The sequence below is a fragment of the Halobellus sp. EA9 genome (assembly GCF_051195055.1).
Taxonomy (GTDB): domain Archaea; phylum Halobacteriota; class Halobacteria; order Halobacteriales; family Haloferacaceae; genus Haloquadratum; species Haloquadratum rubicundus.
On sequence record NZ_JBNTJW010000002.1, the window covers coordinates 84,053 to 96,849 of the forward strand.

The 12,797-nt window shown below is 69.7% G+C and carries 13 protein-coding genes; 3 read left to right on the plus strand and 10 right to left on the minus strand.

Annotated features, from left to right (window positions below):
* Positions 1-53 precede the first annotated feature (53 nt).
* Positions 54-1,553, plus strand: coding sequence for an ATPase domain-containing protein (locus ACQUQ0_RS03260; RefSeq protein WP_435183149.1), 1,500 nt, complete (start codon positions 54-56; stop codon positions 1,551-1,553).
* 5 nt (positions 1,554-1,558) lie between these two features.
* Positions 1,559-3,367: a PAS domain S-box protein gene (locus tag ACQUQ0_RS03265; protein ID WP_435183150.1), complete on the plus strand. Its 1,809-nt coding sequence runs from the start codon at positions 1,559-1,561 to the stop codon at positions 3,365-3,367.
* Between the two features lie 122 nt (positions 3,368-3,489).
* Here ACQUQ0_RS03265 and ACQUQ0_RS03270 read toward each other — a convergent pair whose 3' ends face one another.
* The 5 genes from ACQUQ0_RS03270 to ACQUQ0_RS03290 form a co-directional block, all read right to left on the minus strand.
* Complete coding sequence (locus ACQUQ0_RS03270) at positions 3,490-4,584, minus strand: geranylgeranyl reductase family protein (protein WP_435183151.1); 1,095 nt, start codon at positions 4,582-4,584, stop codon at positions 3,490-3,492.
* A gap of 94 nt (positions 4,585-4,678) precedes the next feature.
* Positions 4,679-5,713, minus strand: coding sequence for a WD40/YVTN/BNR-like repeat-containing protein (locus ACQUQ0_RS03275; RefSeq protein WP_435183152.1), 1,035 nt, complete (start codon positions 5,711-5,713; stop codon positions 4,679-4,681).
* A gap of 207 nt (positions 5,714-5,920) precedes the next feature.
* Positions 5,921-8,869: an excinuclease ABC subunit UvrA gene (uvrA, locus tag ACQUQ0_RS03280; protein ID WP_435183154.1), complete on the minus strand. Its 2,949-nt coding sequence runs from the start codon at positions 8,867-8,869 to the stop codon at positions 5,921-5,923.
* A gap of 108 nt (positions 8,870-8,977) precedes the next feature.
* Entirely contained in the window at positions 8,978-9,337 is a 360-nt protein-coding gene (locus ACQUQ0_RS03285; protein WP_372386518.1) for a cell division protein SepF, read from the minus strand.
* A gap of 105 nt (positions 9,338-9,442) precedes the next feature.
* Positions 9,443-9,922 (minus strand): RNA-binding protein, encoded by a 480-nt coding sequence (locus ACQUQ0_RS03290; RefSeq protein WP_372386517.1) that lies wholly within the window; start codon positions 9,920-9,922, stop codon positions 9,443-9,445.
* A gap of 143 nt (positions 9,923-10,065) precedes the next feature.
* Here ACQUQ0_RS03290 and ACQUQ0_RS03295 point away from each other — a divergent pair, with 143 nt between their 5' ends.
* A complete protein-coding gene (locus ACQUQ0_RS03295) occupies positions 10,066-10,428 on the plus strand; it encodes a DUF7562 family protein (RefSeq protein ID WP_435183155.1) in 363 nt (120 codons plus the stop codon).
* Between the two features lie 21 nt (positions 10,429-10,449).
* Here ACQUQ0_RS03295 and ACQUQ0_RS03300 read toward each other — a convergent pair whose 3' ends face one another.
* The 5 genes from ACQUQ0_RS03300 to ACQUQ0_RS03320 all read right to left on the minus strand — a co-directional run bounded on the left by ACQUQ0_RS03300 (position 10,450) and on the right by ACQUQ0_RS03320 (position 12,788).
* Positions 10,450-10,890 (minus strand): hypothetical protein, encoded by a 441-nt coding sequence (locus tag ACQUQ0_RS03300; RefSeq protein ID WP_435183156.1) that lies wholly within the window; start codon positions 10,888-10,890, stop codon positions 10,450-10,452.
* Positions 10,891-10,898: 8 nt separating this feature from the next.
* Complete coding sequence (locus ACQUQ0_RS03305) at positions 10,899-11,168, minus strand: hypothetical protein (protein ID WP_372386514.1); 270 nt, start codon at positions 11,166-11,168, stop codon at positions 10,899-10,901.
* Positions 11,165-11,452, minus strand: coding sequence for a ubiquitin-like small modifier protein 1 (locus ACQUQ0_RS03310; protein ID WP_435183158.1), 288 nt, complete (start codon positions 11,450-11,452; stop codon positions 11,165-11,167). Before ACQUQ0_RS03310 ends, ACQUQ0_RS03305 begins: the two co-directional genes overlap by 4 nt.
* A 76-nt stretch (positions 11,453-11,528) precedes the next feature.
* On the minus strand, positions 11,529-11,936 hold the full coding sequence (locus ACQUQ0_RS03315) for a hypothetical protein (RefSeq protein WP_435183160.1): 408 nt from the start codon (positions 11,934-11,936) through the stop codon (positions 11,529-11,531).
* Positions 11,937-11,984: 48 nt separating this feature from the next.
* Positions 11,985-12,788 carry a carbon-nitrogen hydrolase family protein gene (locus tag ACQUQ0_RS03320; RefSeq protein ID WP_435183161.1) on the minus strand — a complete coding sequence of 268 codons (804 nt, stop codon included), beginning with the start codon at positions 12,786-12,788 and terminating at the stop codon, positions 11,985-11,987.
* Positions 12,789-12,797: the final 9 nt, after the last annotated feature.

Sequence of the window (12,797 nt, forward strand, 5' to 3'; positions counted from 1 at the left end):
ACAGACGGCGGACCGCCCAAACAATCAATACCTCGCGGTGCTCCGATCCACCAATGAGCGAACGCGCCCGCGTCTCGACCGGGATCGACGGGCTCGACGAGATCCTCCGCGGGGGGCTCTTCCGGGAGCGAGCGTATATGGTGACCGGCGGCGCCGGCACCGGCAAGACGATCGTCGGGCTCCACTTCCTCACCGCGGGCGTCGACGCGGGCGAGGACGCCCTGTTCGTCGCCTTCGAGGAGGACCCCGAGGACATCCGCCGCGACGCCGAGGGGCTGGGCTTCGACACCGACGGGATCGACTTTCTGGACCTCTCGCCGGGCGCCGAGCGCTTCGTCTCCGAGCAGTCCTACGACGTGTTCGAGCCGGACGTCGTCGAGGGCGACGACGTCGCGGCCCGGATCGTCGACGCCGTCGAGGCCCACGAGCCGGATCGGGTGTTCGTCGACCCCCTCACGCACCTCCAGTATCTCACGCCCGACGAGTACCAGTTCCGCCAGGAGGTCTCGGGCTTCGTCCAGTATCTCACCGACCAGTCGGCGACGGTGCTCTTCAGCGGCCAAAAGGCGCTGGAGGGCGAGCGGCACACGCTCGAATACCTCTGCGACGGGAGCATCCACCTCGACCACGCGGCCAAGGGCCGGACGGTCGAGGTGACGAAGTTCCGCGGGTCTGACTCCCTCTCGGGGGCGCACACGATGCGGATCTCGGACGGCGGGATCGCGGTGTTCACGAAGCTCTTGCCGGACACGCACCAGCCGCGCGAGCGCTCGGGGACCCTCCCCTCGGGCGTCGACGAGCTCGACGACCTCCTCCACGGCGGGATCGAGCGAAGCACGGTCACCGTCATCAGCGGGTCCAGCGGCGTCGGCAAGACGACGACCGCCGCTCAGTTCGCCACGGAGGCCGCCGCGCGGGGCGAGCGCGCCCTCTTTTACCTCTTCGAGGAGACTCCGGACACCTTCCACCGGCGCTCGTCGAGCATCGGACTGCCGGTGGCGGACCTGGAGGCCTCCGGGGACCTCGTCGTCGAGGCGGTCGAGCCCCTGTCCATCTCGCCGGACGAGTTCGCCCACCGAGTCAGACGCGAGGTCGAGACCGCGGACGCGGAGTTCGTCGTGATCGACGGGATCTCGGGCTACCGGCTCTCGATCCGCGGCGAGGAGGACGACCTCGTCCGCGAGCTCCACGCGCTCGGCCGCTACCTCAAGCGGACGGGCGTGACGGTCGTCTTCATCGACGACCTCGATTCGGTGACGGGCAGCTTCGAGCCCACGAGCACCCACATCAGCTACCTCGCCGACAACATCCTGTTCCTCCGGTATCTCGAAGTCTCCGGCGAACTCCACAAGGCCGTCGGGGTGCTCAAAAAGCGCACTGGCGACTTCGAGCGGACGCTCCGGGAGTTCGAGATCACGGGCGCGGGGATCCGCGTCGGCGATCCGTTGACGGGGCTCCGCGGGGTCCTCTCCGGCGCGCCCGACTGGGGGGACGACCACCCCTTCGGGGAGGACGGCGCCGGGGGCGATCCGTCTTCGGATTCGACCGAGTGACCTGTATGTCCGGATCGACGTCGAGAACCGACGACACGGTCGTCCTCCTGACCGTCTCGAATCCCGGGAACCGCGGCGTCCTCGTGGACTGGATCCGTGACGCGCCCGACTACTCGCTCGTCGAGGTCCCGCCCGACGCGGGACCGGGCGGCCGGCTCCCCGCGTTCGACATCTGTCTTGCCGACGCCGCCGGACTCCGGGCGATCGCGGGCGACTTCCGCGAGCGTCGATCCCGGGAGCGACCGTTCCTGCCCTGCCTGCTCGTCGAGACGCGCTCGGGCGCGTTCGATCGGCTCCCGTCCGAGATCCACGGACTGGTCGACGACGTGGTGACGACGCCGCTCGATCCGGCCCGGCTCCGGTTCCGGATCGACACGCTGACGCGTCGGCGTCGCCTCGACGAGGAGCTACGGCGGACCGAACGACGCTACCGGCGGCTCTTCGAGCTGGCGCCGAGCCCGAAGTTCCTCGTCGAGGACGGCGCGATCAAGGCGATGAACCGCGCCGCCGAGGGGCTGCTCGGCCGCGACCGCGAGGCCGTCCGCGGCGAGCCGCTCGCGTCGTTCGTCGCGAGCGAGGACCGGGAGACGCTCCGGGAGATCATCGATACCGCGCCGGCCGACATCACGCCGGCCCGCCCGACTCCCCGGACGATCGCCTTCGAGACGGACGAGTCGACGGCGGTCTGTGAGTGTTCGGCGGTCCTGACCGGCGAGGGCGACGAACGCCTCGTCCTCGCCCAGGACGTGACAGAACGGATCGCGCGCGAACGGCGGCTCGAACTCTACCGGCGCGCGATGGACGAGGCCACGGTCGGCATCTCGATCTCCGATCCCTCGCTTCCGGACAACCCGCTGATCTACGTCAACGACCGATTCACCGAGATCACCGGTTACGACCGGGAGGAGGCACTCGGCCGCAACTGCCGGTTTCTCCAGGGCGAGGGCACGAGCGAGGAGACGGTCCGGAAGCTCCGGCAGGCCATCGACGCCGAGCGACCCGTGTCGGTGACGATCCGCAACTACCGGAAGAACGGCGAGCCGTTCCACAACGCGCTGGAGGTGATGCCCGTCCGCAACGCCGCCGGCGAGGTCACGAACTACCTCGGCTTCCAGCGGGACGTGACCGAATCCGTCCGTCAGCAACAGGGGCTGTCGGTGCTCGATCGGGTCCTCCGCCACAACGTCCGCAACCGGATGAACGTCGTGCTCGGCTACGCGGACCAGCTCGACGACCACGACGATCCGGCGGTTCGGGAGGTGGCCGAGCGGATCACCGACGCGGGCGAGGACCTGCTCCGACAGAGCGAGAGCGCGCGGCGCTTCCGGGACGTGATCGACGAGTCGTCACAGACGGCCGAACGCCGGGACCTCGTCGGCATCGTGATGGACGCCATCGAGGAAGTCGCCGCCGCGTACCCGAACGCCGACATCCGCACCGACTTCCCGGACCAGGCGATCGTCCAGGCCGACGAGAGCGTGAGGCTGGGCGTCCTCGAACTCATCGAGAACGCCCTCGAACACGGACAGCCGCCGGTCGTCGTCCGGATCACCGTGGACGAGGACGCGGCGACGCTCTCGGTCTCCGATCGCGGTTCGGGCATCCCCCCCGAAGAGCGCAACGTCTTCGGGGGCGAGGAGGAGAAGCCGACAGAGCACGCCGGCGGCGTCGGCCTCTGGCTGGTCCGCTGGACCACGGAACGCGTCGGCGGACAGATCGCCTACGACGAGTCGACGCCCGCCACCGTGCGACTTCAGTTCCGGACGGTCAGTGAGACCGACGTGGACGACGGTGACGACGACGGCGACACCTGATGCTGCCGAGTCGACCCCGCGGGGAGTTAGCTGAATTGAGGCGCTAAGCCCCCTTCCTCAGCGAGCGCCGACCGAACGGGAGGCGCGAGCAGGGAGGGGATACAGCGCCGCACAGTTCTCATTCACGATTCGCGTCCGAGCCCCAGCATCTTCCGCAGGTGCGACGCCGAGAAGAACGAGGTCGGACGGTCCATATGGACGCCGATCTCGCCGGAGAGGATCCGGAGCCCGAGGTGCTGGACTGGCTCGGGGAGGGAGTACGCCCGGCGGAGCCAGCGGCCGAGCGCGATCTCCCGCGAGAGTTCGGCGCGCCACGCCGACTCGTAGTCGCGGAGCGTCGCCGGGTCGTCGGGGTCGACGGCGTCGACGGCGCAGTCGGCGGCGGTTATCCCGTAGAGGATCCCACCGCCCGTGAAGGGCTTGGTCTGCGCCGCGGCGTCGCCGATCAGGAAGACGCGCCGGCCGTGGACGCGCTCCGGCGGGCCGATCGGGATCGCGCCGGAGCAGAAGTGCTCGGTCTCGACGTCGTAGGCGTCGGTGAGGCGGTCGAAGAGGTCGTTCACCGACTCGCCCGGCGGCGCGGCGAGGCCGTACTCGACGCCCGCGTCGCCGCGGGGGATCCGCCACGCGAAGAAGCGCGGTGCGGTGAGGTGGACGTCGACGAAGTCGCCGCCGTCGGGCTCGGGATCGAACGCGAGCACGCCGTGGATGAGTTCGCCCGGCTCGGGGAGGTCACAGCCGCGCCGGACCCGCGAGGTCGGCCCGTCGCAGCCGGCGACCATCTTCGCGCGGACGGCCTCGGTCTCGCCGGCGTTCGAGACCGTCAGTTCCACGCCGTCGTGGCGCTCGTCGACGTCGACGACGGTGTGGCGCTCGCGGACGTCGGCACCCGCTTCTCGGGCGCAGTCGGCAAGCGTCCGGTCCAGTTCGACGCGGTCGATGACGTTCGAGACCTCCTCGCGCTTGTAGAACGGGTAGCCCGTCGATCCCGGGCCGCCGACGTGGAAGCGGGCGCCGTACACGCGGTTCTGGAGGAGTTCGGGCTTCGCGTCGTCGGGGACGTACTCCCAGATGTCGGTGCTGACGTGGCCCGAGCACGCCAGCGGCGTCCCGACGGTCCCCTGCTCGAAGGCGACGACGTCGTAGCCCGCCTCGGCCGCACCCCGCGCGAAGCGCGCCCCCGCGGGGCCGACGCCCACGACCGCGAAATCGTACATCACCCGTCCCTATCGGGTGTGGCGGCAAATACCTTCGCTGTCGCTGTCGCATCGGTGCCCTCGATCGCGACTCCTCTCGGTGCCGCCGCTCGCTTCACACCACCGCGAGTCCGCGGGTCGTCCGCTCGCGGAACGACTCGGGCCACTCGATCTCGACCCGCTCGAAGGCGCCGCCGCCGTCGCCCGTCCGGTAGAGCCCGCGGTCGGTGAGCGCGAACAGCTCGCCGGCTTCGGTCCCGCCCGAGAGCGTCGGCCGGAGCACGCCCTCGCCGGTCGGCACGCCCGCGTCGTCGAGGCGCTCCCACGTCGCGTCGACCTCGTTCGCGGACCCGTCTTGCCGGTACAGGTACGACGCCGCCCGCTCGGGCGTGTGGGCCCGGCGCGCGCTCGCCGCGGCCGAGAGGAGCACCCGGTCCGGGTCGCCGGGATCGATCGCGACGCTCCAGCAGTAGCGGTGTTTCAGACCGTCCTGGGGGAACGTCCAGTTCCGGCCGGCGTCGTCGCTCTCGGCGTAGCCGTCGCCCGCGGCGGCACGGACGCGGTCGGGGGCGTCCGGGTGGATCGCCATCGAGTGGGTATCCCGGCGCGTGGTCGGCGACCGCTCCTCCCAGGTGTCGCCGCCGTCGTGGGTCTGGATGAGCGCGCCGGCCTCGACGGCGACGTAGAGGTGGTCGGGATCGCTGGGATCGACCTCGACCCAGCGGACGTGGTGGGTGTCGGGCCGCGGCGGGAACGACCACTCCGGGGCCGACGGGAGGTCCGTGAGCCCCGAGAGTTCCTCCCAGGTGTCGCCGCCGTCGGTCGAGCGGTAGACGGCGCTCGGTTCGGTCCCGGCGTAGACGACGTCGGGATCGTGCGGTGCGACCGTCACGCTCGTCACCGATTCCGGAAGCGGCTCGCTCCCGACCCGCTCCCACGACTTACCGCCGTCGATCGTCCGGTGGAGGCCGGCGTCGAACGTCCCGCAGAAGGCCCGTTCGGGGACATCGATCGCGGCGTCGAGGCACTCGACGTCGTGGTCCGTCAGCGCCGGCCCCGCGGCGACGCCGGCCGCGTCGCCGTCGGCTTCCGTGGCGCCGATATCGACGACCAACACGCCCGCCCGCGAAGCGGCGTAGCAGGTACTCATATCTGTCATTACGCGACGTTCTCACTTGGAGATAGCGACGGCTGGGGGACGCCGCGGCTGTCTCGCGTGAATGGCGTACAGTCGACACCTGCCCCGTATACCCCGCGTCGCTGTGCCGAACGACCGCTGTACGACGCGGGACGGCTCTCAGATCACGGGGCGTCTGGCCCGGCGATCGCATATAAACGCTCGGCCGGAAAACGGCGGTCAGTCGTCGTCGGCGGGCTTGGCGGGCGTCCGTCGGTCCGAGCGCGGCCCCTCGGCGTCGACGTCGGGGAGCAGATCGCGGAGGTACCGCCCCGTGTGGGACTCCTCGGCCCGGGCGACCGCCTCGGGCGTGCCGGTCGCGACGACCTCGCCGCCGTGCTCGCCGCCCTCGGGCCCGAGGTCGACGATGTTGTCCGCGTTCTTCACCAGGTCGAGTTCGTGCTCGACGACGACGACCGTGTTGCCGTTGTCGGTGAGCCGCTGGAGCACCTCGATCAGCTTGCGCTCGTCCTCCTTGTGGAGCCCCGTCGTGGGCTCGTCGAGGAGATAGAGCGTGTCGCCGGTCTGCTTCTTGCCCAGCTCCTCGGCGAGCTTCACGCGCTGGGCTTCTCCGCCGGAGAGGGTCGTCGACGGCTGGCCGAGCGTCATATAGCCGAGGCCGACGTCTTCGAGCAACTGGAGCCGCCGGCGGAGCTGGGAGTTGGCCTCGAAGAATTCGAGCGCCTCGGAGACCTCCATATCGAGCACGTCGGCGATCGTCTTGCCCTTGTACTCGACGTCCAGCGTCTCGTCGTTGTAGCGCGCGCCGTCGCACTCCTCGCAGGGGACGTAGACGTCCGAGAGGAAGTTCATCTCGATCTTCACGGTCCCCTGCCCGCCGCAGGCCTCACACCGACCGCCCTTGACGTTGAACGAGAAGCGGCCCTTCTCGTAGCCGCGCTGCTTGGCGAGCTTCGTCTCGGCGAACAGCTCGCGGACGTAGTCGAAGACGCCGGTGTAGGTCGCGGGGTTCGAGCGGGGCGTCCGACCGATCGGCGACTGGTCGATCAGGCGGACGGTCTCGATCTCGTCGATCCCCTCGATCGCGTCGTGGTCGCCGGGATCCACCGAGGTGTTGTCGTTCATCTCGCGGGCCAGGCCCTTGTAGAGGATCTCGTGCATCAGGGTCGACTTCCCCGAACCGGAGACGCCGGTGATCGCGGTGAACTGACCGATCGGGATCTCGACGTCGAGGTCTTTGAGGTTGTGCTGGCGCGCGCCGCGGATCAGCAGTTCGGAGTCGGAGTCGCGGCGCTCCTCGGGCACGGGGATCTCCTTCCGCCCGGCGAGGTAGTCGCCGGTGACGGACTCCTCGGTGTCGCAGACGTCGTCGAAGTCGCCCTGGACGACGATCTCGCCCCCGCGCTTGCCCGGACCGGGACCCATATCGATGATGTTGTCCGCGCGGCGCATCGTCTCCTCGTCGTGCTCGACGACGAGCAGGGTGTTCCCGAGGTCACGCAGTCCTTCGAGGGTGTCGAGCAGCCGGTCGTTGTCGCGCTGGTGGAGCCCGATCGAGGGCTCGTCGAGGACGTACAGCACGCCCACGAGCCCGGAGCCGACCTGGGTCGCGAGACGGATGCGCTGGCTCTCTCCTCCGGAAAGGGTCGAGGCCTCGCGGTCGAGCGTGAGATATTCGAGGCCGACCTCCTCCATGAAGCCGAGGCGCGCGCGGATCTCCTTGAGGATCTCCTCGGCGATCGTCCGCTCGCGGTCGGTGAGTTCCTCCTCCAGGCCCTCGAAGTGATCGAGCGCGTCGCCGATGCTCATCCGGTTCACCTCGGTGATCGAGGTGCCCGCGACGAGCACGTGCCGGGACTGCTCCTTCAGGCGCGTCCCCTCGCAGGCGGGGCAGGTGGTGACGGCCATGTAGTCCTCGATGTGCTCGCGGGTCGACTCCGAGTCGGTCTCGACGTGCCGGCGTTCGAGGTTCGGGATGACGCCCTCGAAGCGCTTGGTCTTCCGTCTCGTTCCGTTCCGGGTCTCCCGCTCGAAGACGACCTCCTCGTCGGTGCCGTAGAGGAACTGCCGCTGGATCTCGGGATCGAGCTCCTCGAACGGCGTGTCGACGCTCACGCCGAAGTGCTCGGCGACCGAGTCGAGCCGCGTTCGATAGTAGGAGCGGTTGTACGACCACGCCTCGAAGACGTGCTTGATCGGCTTCGAGGGGTCCCGAACCACGAGGTCCTCGTCGACCTCCTTGGTCTGGCCGAGCCCCTCGCACTCGGGACAGGCGCCGTGCGGGCTGTTGAACGAAAACGAGCGCGTCTCGATCTCGGAGAACTGGAAGTCCGAGTTCGGATTGCCGAGCTCCTCCGAGAACTCGACGACGAGCCGGTCGTCGCCCTCCCCGGCGAGTGCGCCGGTCGAGCGGGTGTTGGAGGCGAAGGGGACGTCCGCGGGCGGGTCGGGGACGATCACCTTCAGGACGCCGTCGGCCTCCTCCAGGGCCGTCTCGACCGAGTCGGCGATCCGCGAGCGGTCCGCCGTCCGCATCTTCACGCGGTCGACGATCACGTCGATCGTGTGGTCGTAGTTCTTGTCCAGGTCCGGCTCGTCGAGCGTCAGGTCGAACTCCTCGCCGTCGACTTCCACTCTCGCGTAGCCCTCGCTGACCAGGTCCTCGAAGAGGTCCTCGAAGGCGCCCTTCTGGTCGCGGACGACCGGCGCGGCGATCTTCGCGCGGGTGCCCTCCGGGAGTTCGAGGAGCTGGCTCACCATCTCCTGGGCGGACTGCTCGCCGACCTCCTCGCCCGTGACGGGATCGTACTGCGTCCCGACGCGGGCGTACAGCAGCCGGAGGTAGTCGTGCAGTTCGGTGACGGTCCCCACCGTCGAGCGGGGGTTGTTGGCGGCGTTCTTCTGGTCGATCGAGATCGCCGGCGAGAGCCCCTCGACGGCCTCGACCTGGGGCTTGTCCATCTGCCCGAGGAAGTTGCGGGCGTACGCCGACAGCGACTCGATGTACCGCCGCTGGCCCTCGGCGTAGACGGTCTCGAAGGCGAGCGACGACTTGCCCGACCCCGAGAGCCCGGTGACGACGGTGAACGTCTCCCGCGGAATCCGGACGTCGAGGTCCTTGAGGTTGTGTTCCTCCGCACCTCGAACCTCGATGAAGTCCTTGCTCATCTGGGCGGCGGTACGGAGAGCGGAGAGGAAAGTTCGTCGGTTCCGGCGGTCGACACGGCGGTCGTCGCTCGGGTCCGACCGCCGAACGGGACTGACCGCGGGCGCGACTCAGTTCAGTTTCTGCCGCGCGACGCCGACGCCGGTGGGGGCGATGATGACCTGATCGTCGCCCTTCTGGGCGATGTCGCCGTTTACCTCTTCGGCGACCTGCCGGAGGTCGTCCATAATGTGTTCCATCGTGCTGTCGCTCGTCGTGTGGCGCGTGATGTCAGCGATCACCAGGTCGCCGTCGTAGACGGCGTCCTTGATGTCGATGACGTCCTGTTTCCCGCTGATCGTCGCGATGCGGACGCGCATCCCGGCGCCGGCCTCGCCGGTCGACCCCTCGATCCCCTCGACGTCGAGGTCGAGGTACTCGTCGGTCGTGTGCTGTCCGCCCCCGCTGATGATCTTGCTCATTATCCCCATACCACTCCCAAACGCCAGTAACACGTTAGTTCTTACGTCAGACGCGCGTCTGACGCCCCGGGTGCTGGACCGTGACTGCGGGCCGGAGCGGCGGCCTCGGGGCCCTCAGACCGAAAACTCGTAGAGGTCGTCGCCGACGTGGTGGATCGATTCGACGACCTTCCCGGAGTCGCCCGTCATCTCGTCGCCGCCGACGAGCGCCCGGCCGATCGCCAGCACCTTCCCGTGGGTCTCCTCGGCGACCGTGACGAGGTCGTCCGCCTCGATCTCGCCGTCGGCCTCGACGATGCCGGGCCGCATCACGTCGGCGCCGTCGCTGACGAACGAGATCGCGCCCGCGTCGACGGTGACGACGTTCCTCGTGGGCTCGTGGCGGTTCGCGCCCCGGACGGTCAGCGACGGTTCGCCCTCCAGGCGGACGACGTCGGGCTCGCCGTCGACGAGGACGACGTCGAACGACTCGTCGGCGAGTTCGACCATCTCGTAGGTGTCGCCGTCGAGTTCGACGCCCGTTCCCGCCTCGATGGTCGCCTCCAGGTCGTCGATCTCGTCGGCGCGGAGGTGGTGTCGGGATTTGACCTGCATACACGGCCGAACGGCGCGCCGGCCGATAAATGACGCGACACGGCCGGACTCGTGATCCCCGTCCCCGCCCCGGCCTGCGGACTCGCCCCCGCCGTCGGGCCGCGCGGAAAAACGCTAAGTGCGGGTGGGTCGTGGGCTTCCGTATGTGGCGTTCCCGGAACAACCGGGATGAGACGACGGTGGTCTGCATCGCCTGCGGGACGTCGCTCGCCCGCTCGGAGGCGCGCGAGTACGACAAGCACGGCAACCGCTGGGAGCGACACGGCAAGTCGTTCGAACACCTCTGCAAGGAGTGTTACCGCGACCTCTGTCACCAGCCCCGGGGCGACCTCGAAGCCCTCCTGGTCGACCTCGAACGCGAGGCCGCCTTCGATACGGCCGCCGACGCCGAGTCGATCGACGGCGCGGGCGACGACGCCGATCACTCGCGCGTGCAGTTCCTCTCGCGGTACTACGAGGCCGTCGAGGAGCGCTCGAACTCCGCCGAAGAGCGCAACGAGTCCTGAGGACTCCTCACCGCGTCATTCCTACTGCTCCTGCGCTTTCGCCCCGCCGTCGCGGCCGATCACGACCGCCTCCCTGATCTCTAAGGCCGTCTCCAGTTCGCCCCGGCGACCCTGTTCGGTGCCGATCCGCCGGAGCTGTTGGGCGTGCGCCCGTTCGGCGGCTTCGGCTTCCTTGTCGGTCAGTTCCAGCTCCGCGCCGAGTTCAGCCCAGTGGCCCTCGGGGCAGAGAAACACCGCGCGCGCCCCGTCGTCGGCGACGCACTCGTACGCCCGTCGGTATCGGTCGATCCGACCGCCGAGCGCCGCTTGCACCCGGCGGAGCAGCGGTCCGAGCTCTCCCGGCGCGACGCTGGCGGTCGCGCCCGCGTACAGGAGCACGTCGCCGTCGAGCGGGACCGTCGGCCCCTCGGAGTCCGCGTCCTCGGGCCCGTCACCGCCGCGCGGGGCGCCGTCGCCGATCATCGTCCCCCTCAGCCCCCGGCGCGCATCGCCTTCTGCGAGAAGCGCTCGATGAGGTCGTCCAGGGCGTCGGGGTCGCCCTCGAACGTCACCGTCACCTCGGTCAGTTCCAGCGTCGGGCCGATCGAGACCTTCGAGGCCGACAGCGAGGCGGCCCAGTCGTCGGCCTCGACGCGCTCGTCGTCGACGGCGGTGCCGCCGAGCTTTCCGAGGTACTTGCGAGCCAGCCGGACTGAGATGCCCCGGTAGGACCGCTCGCGGGTCTCCCACTCGGCGCTCACGCGTTCCCCGCCCCGCCCGCGACGGGCGGGAAGATGCTCAGCGTGTCGTCCGGTTCGATCGGCGTCTCGACGCCCGACTGGTGTTCTACGTCCCGGCCGTTCAGGAGGACGTTCACCTGCGGTCGGACCGCGCCGTCGTCCAGAATCTCGCCGGCCAGCCCCTCGAACTCGCGTTCGATCGCGACGAGGACGTCGCCGACGGTGTCGGCGTCGTAGTCGCGGGTGATCGTCTTCGTCCCCACCGCCTCCCGGAAGGTGGCGAAGAACCGCAGTTGCAACGACATACTCCAATCTGGAGCGCGGCCGGCAAAAAAGATGCGCGCTGGTGTGCGTCGCGGACGCCGCCGTCCCGAAGTCCTGTCAGTCCCCGAACCGGATGCCGTCTTCGACCATCCGGTAGTTCCGCTCGCGGTCGATGTGGTCCGCGAGCCACTCGTGCTCGTAGAGCTGGGCGATCACCTCGGCGTAGAGGTTCCGCCACGCGATCGCGTAGATCGGCGACTGCCCCCACGCGCGGAGCTCCGGGACGAAGCCGTCGTAGGTCTCCATCCGGTCTTCGAGGTGCTCGATGGCGTCGACGGCGTAGCCCGCCGCCTCCGAGTCCGAGTCGGCCGAGTCGATCGCTCCCTGGAGGCTTCGCTCTAACCCCGCGACGGCCTCTTTCATGTCGGCCGCGGCGTTCTGGCCGTCCTCCGGGAGCGATTCGAGAACCCCCTGCGGCACGCCGAGGGAGACCTCGCGGTCCGTCTCCGGTGCGTTGTCCGTCATACCTCGACCGAGGGAGGCCGGGATGAAAAAGTCGCGGGCATCGGCGACTCACTCGTTCGCGCCCAACTCGCTGCCGCGTCCGCCCTCCTCGTCGTAGATCCCGACCAAGTCCCGCTGCCGCGCGAGCGCCTCGGGATCGAGATCGACGACGAGGTCCTCCGCGCGGCGGTCGAGGCTCGCACGGAGCCCGCCGTCGGGGCGCGCGACTAGCGACCGGCCCGCGTACGCGACCTCGCGGGCGGCGGCGAGCTTCCGCCTGCCGGTCCGACCCGCGCCGATCGCCCACCGGACGCCGTCGAGCGCCCGCGCACGCAGAAGGAGGGTCCAGTTCTCGCTGTGGGCCGCGGGCCAGGCGCCGAGAACGAACAGCGCCTCGACCTCCGGGCGCGCGAGCGCGGCGCTGTCTTCGACGAAGTTGAGGTCGTAGCAGGTGAGGACTCCCGCCTCGCCGACGGGCGAGTCGACCGTCACCAGGTCGTCGCCGGGTTCGAGCACCTCCCGCTCGCGGCCCCAGAGGTGTCGCTTCCGGTAGACTGTCTTCGATCCGTCGGCCGCGACGTAGGCCGCCGCGTTGTACAGCGCGTCGCCGTCGCGCTCGACGAAGCCGACGAGGAGGTCCGTCGTCGATTCACGCGCCAGCGCCTCGATTCGGTCTACGGGCTCTCCGTCACGGTCGACGGCGACGTCCCGGATGCGGTCGTCGGCCACGAAGCCGGTGAGCGCGTACTCCGGGAAGACCGCCACGTCGACGCGGTCCGGAAGGTCCCGAACCCGGCGCTCGACGGCGCCGAGGTTGGCTCCGACGGCTAGGTCGCTCACGTCGAGTTGGCACGCGGCGACTGTCGGCGGCATACGTGCCTC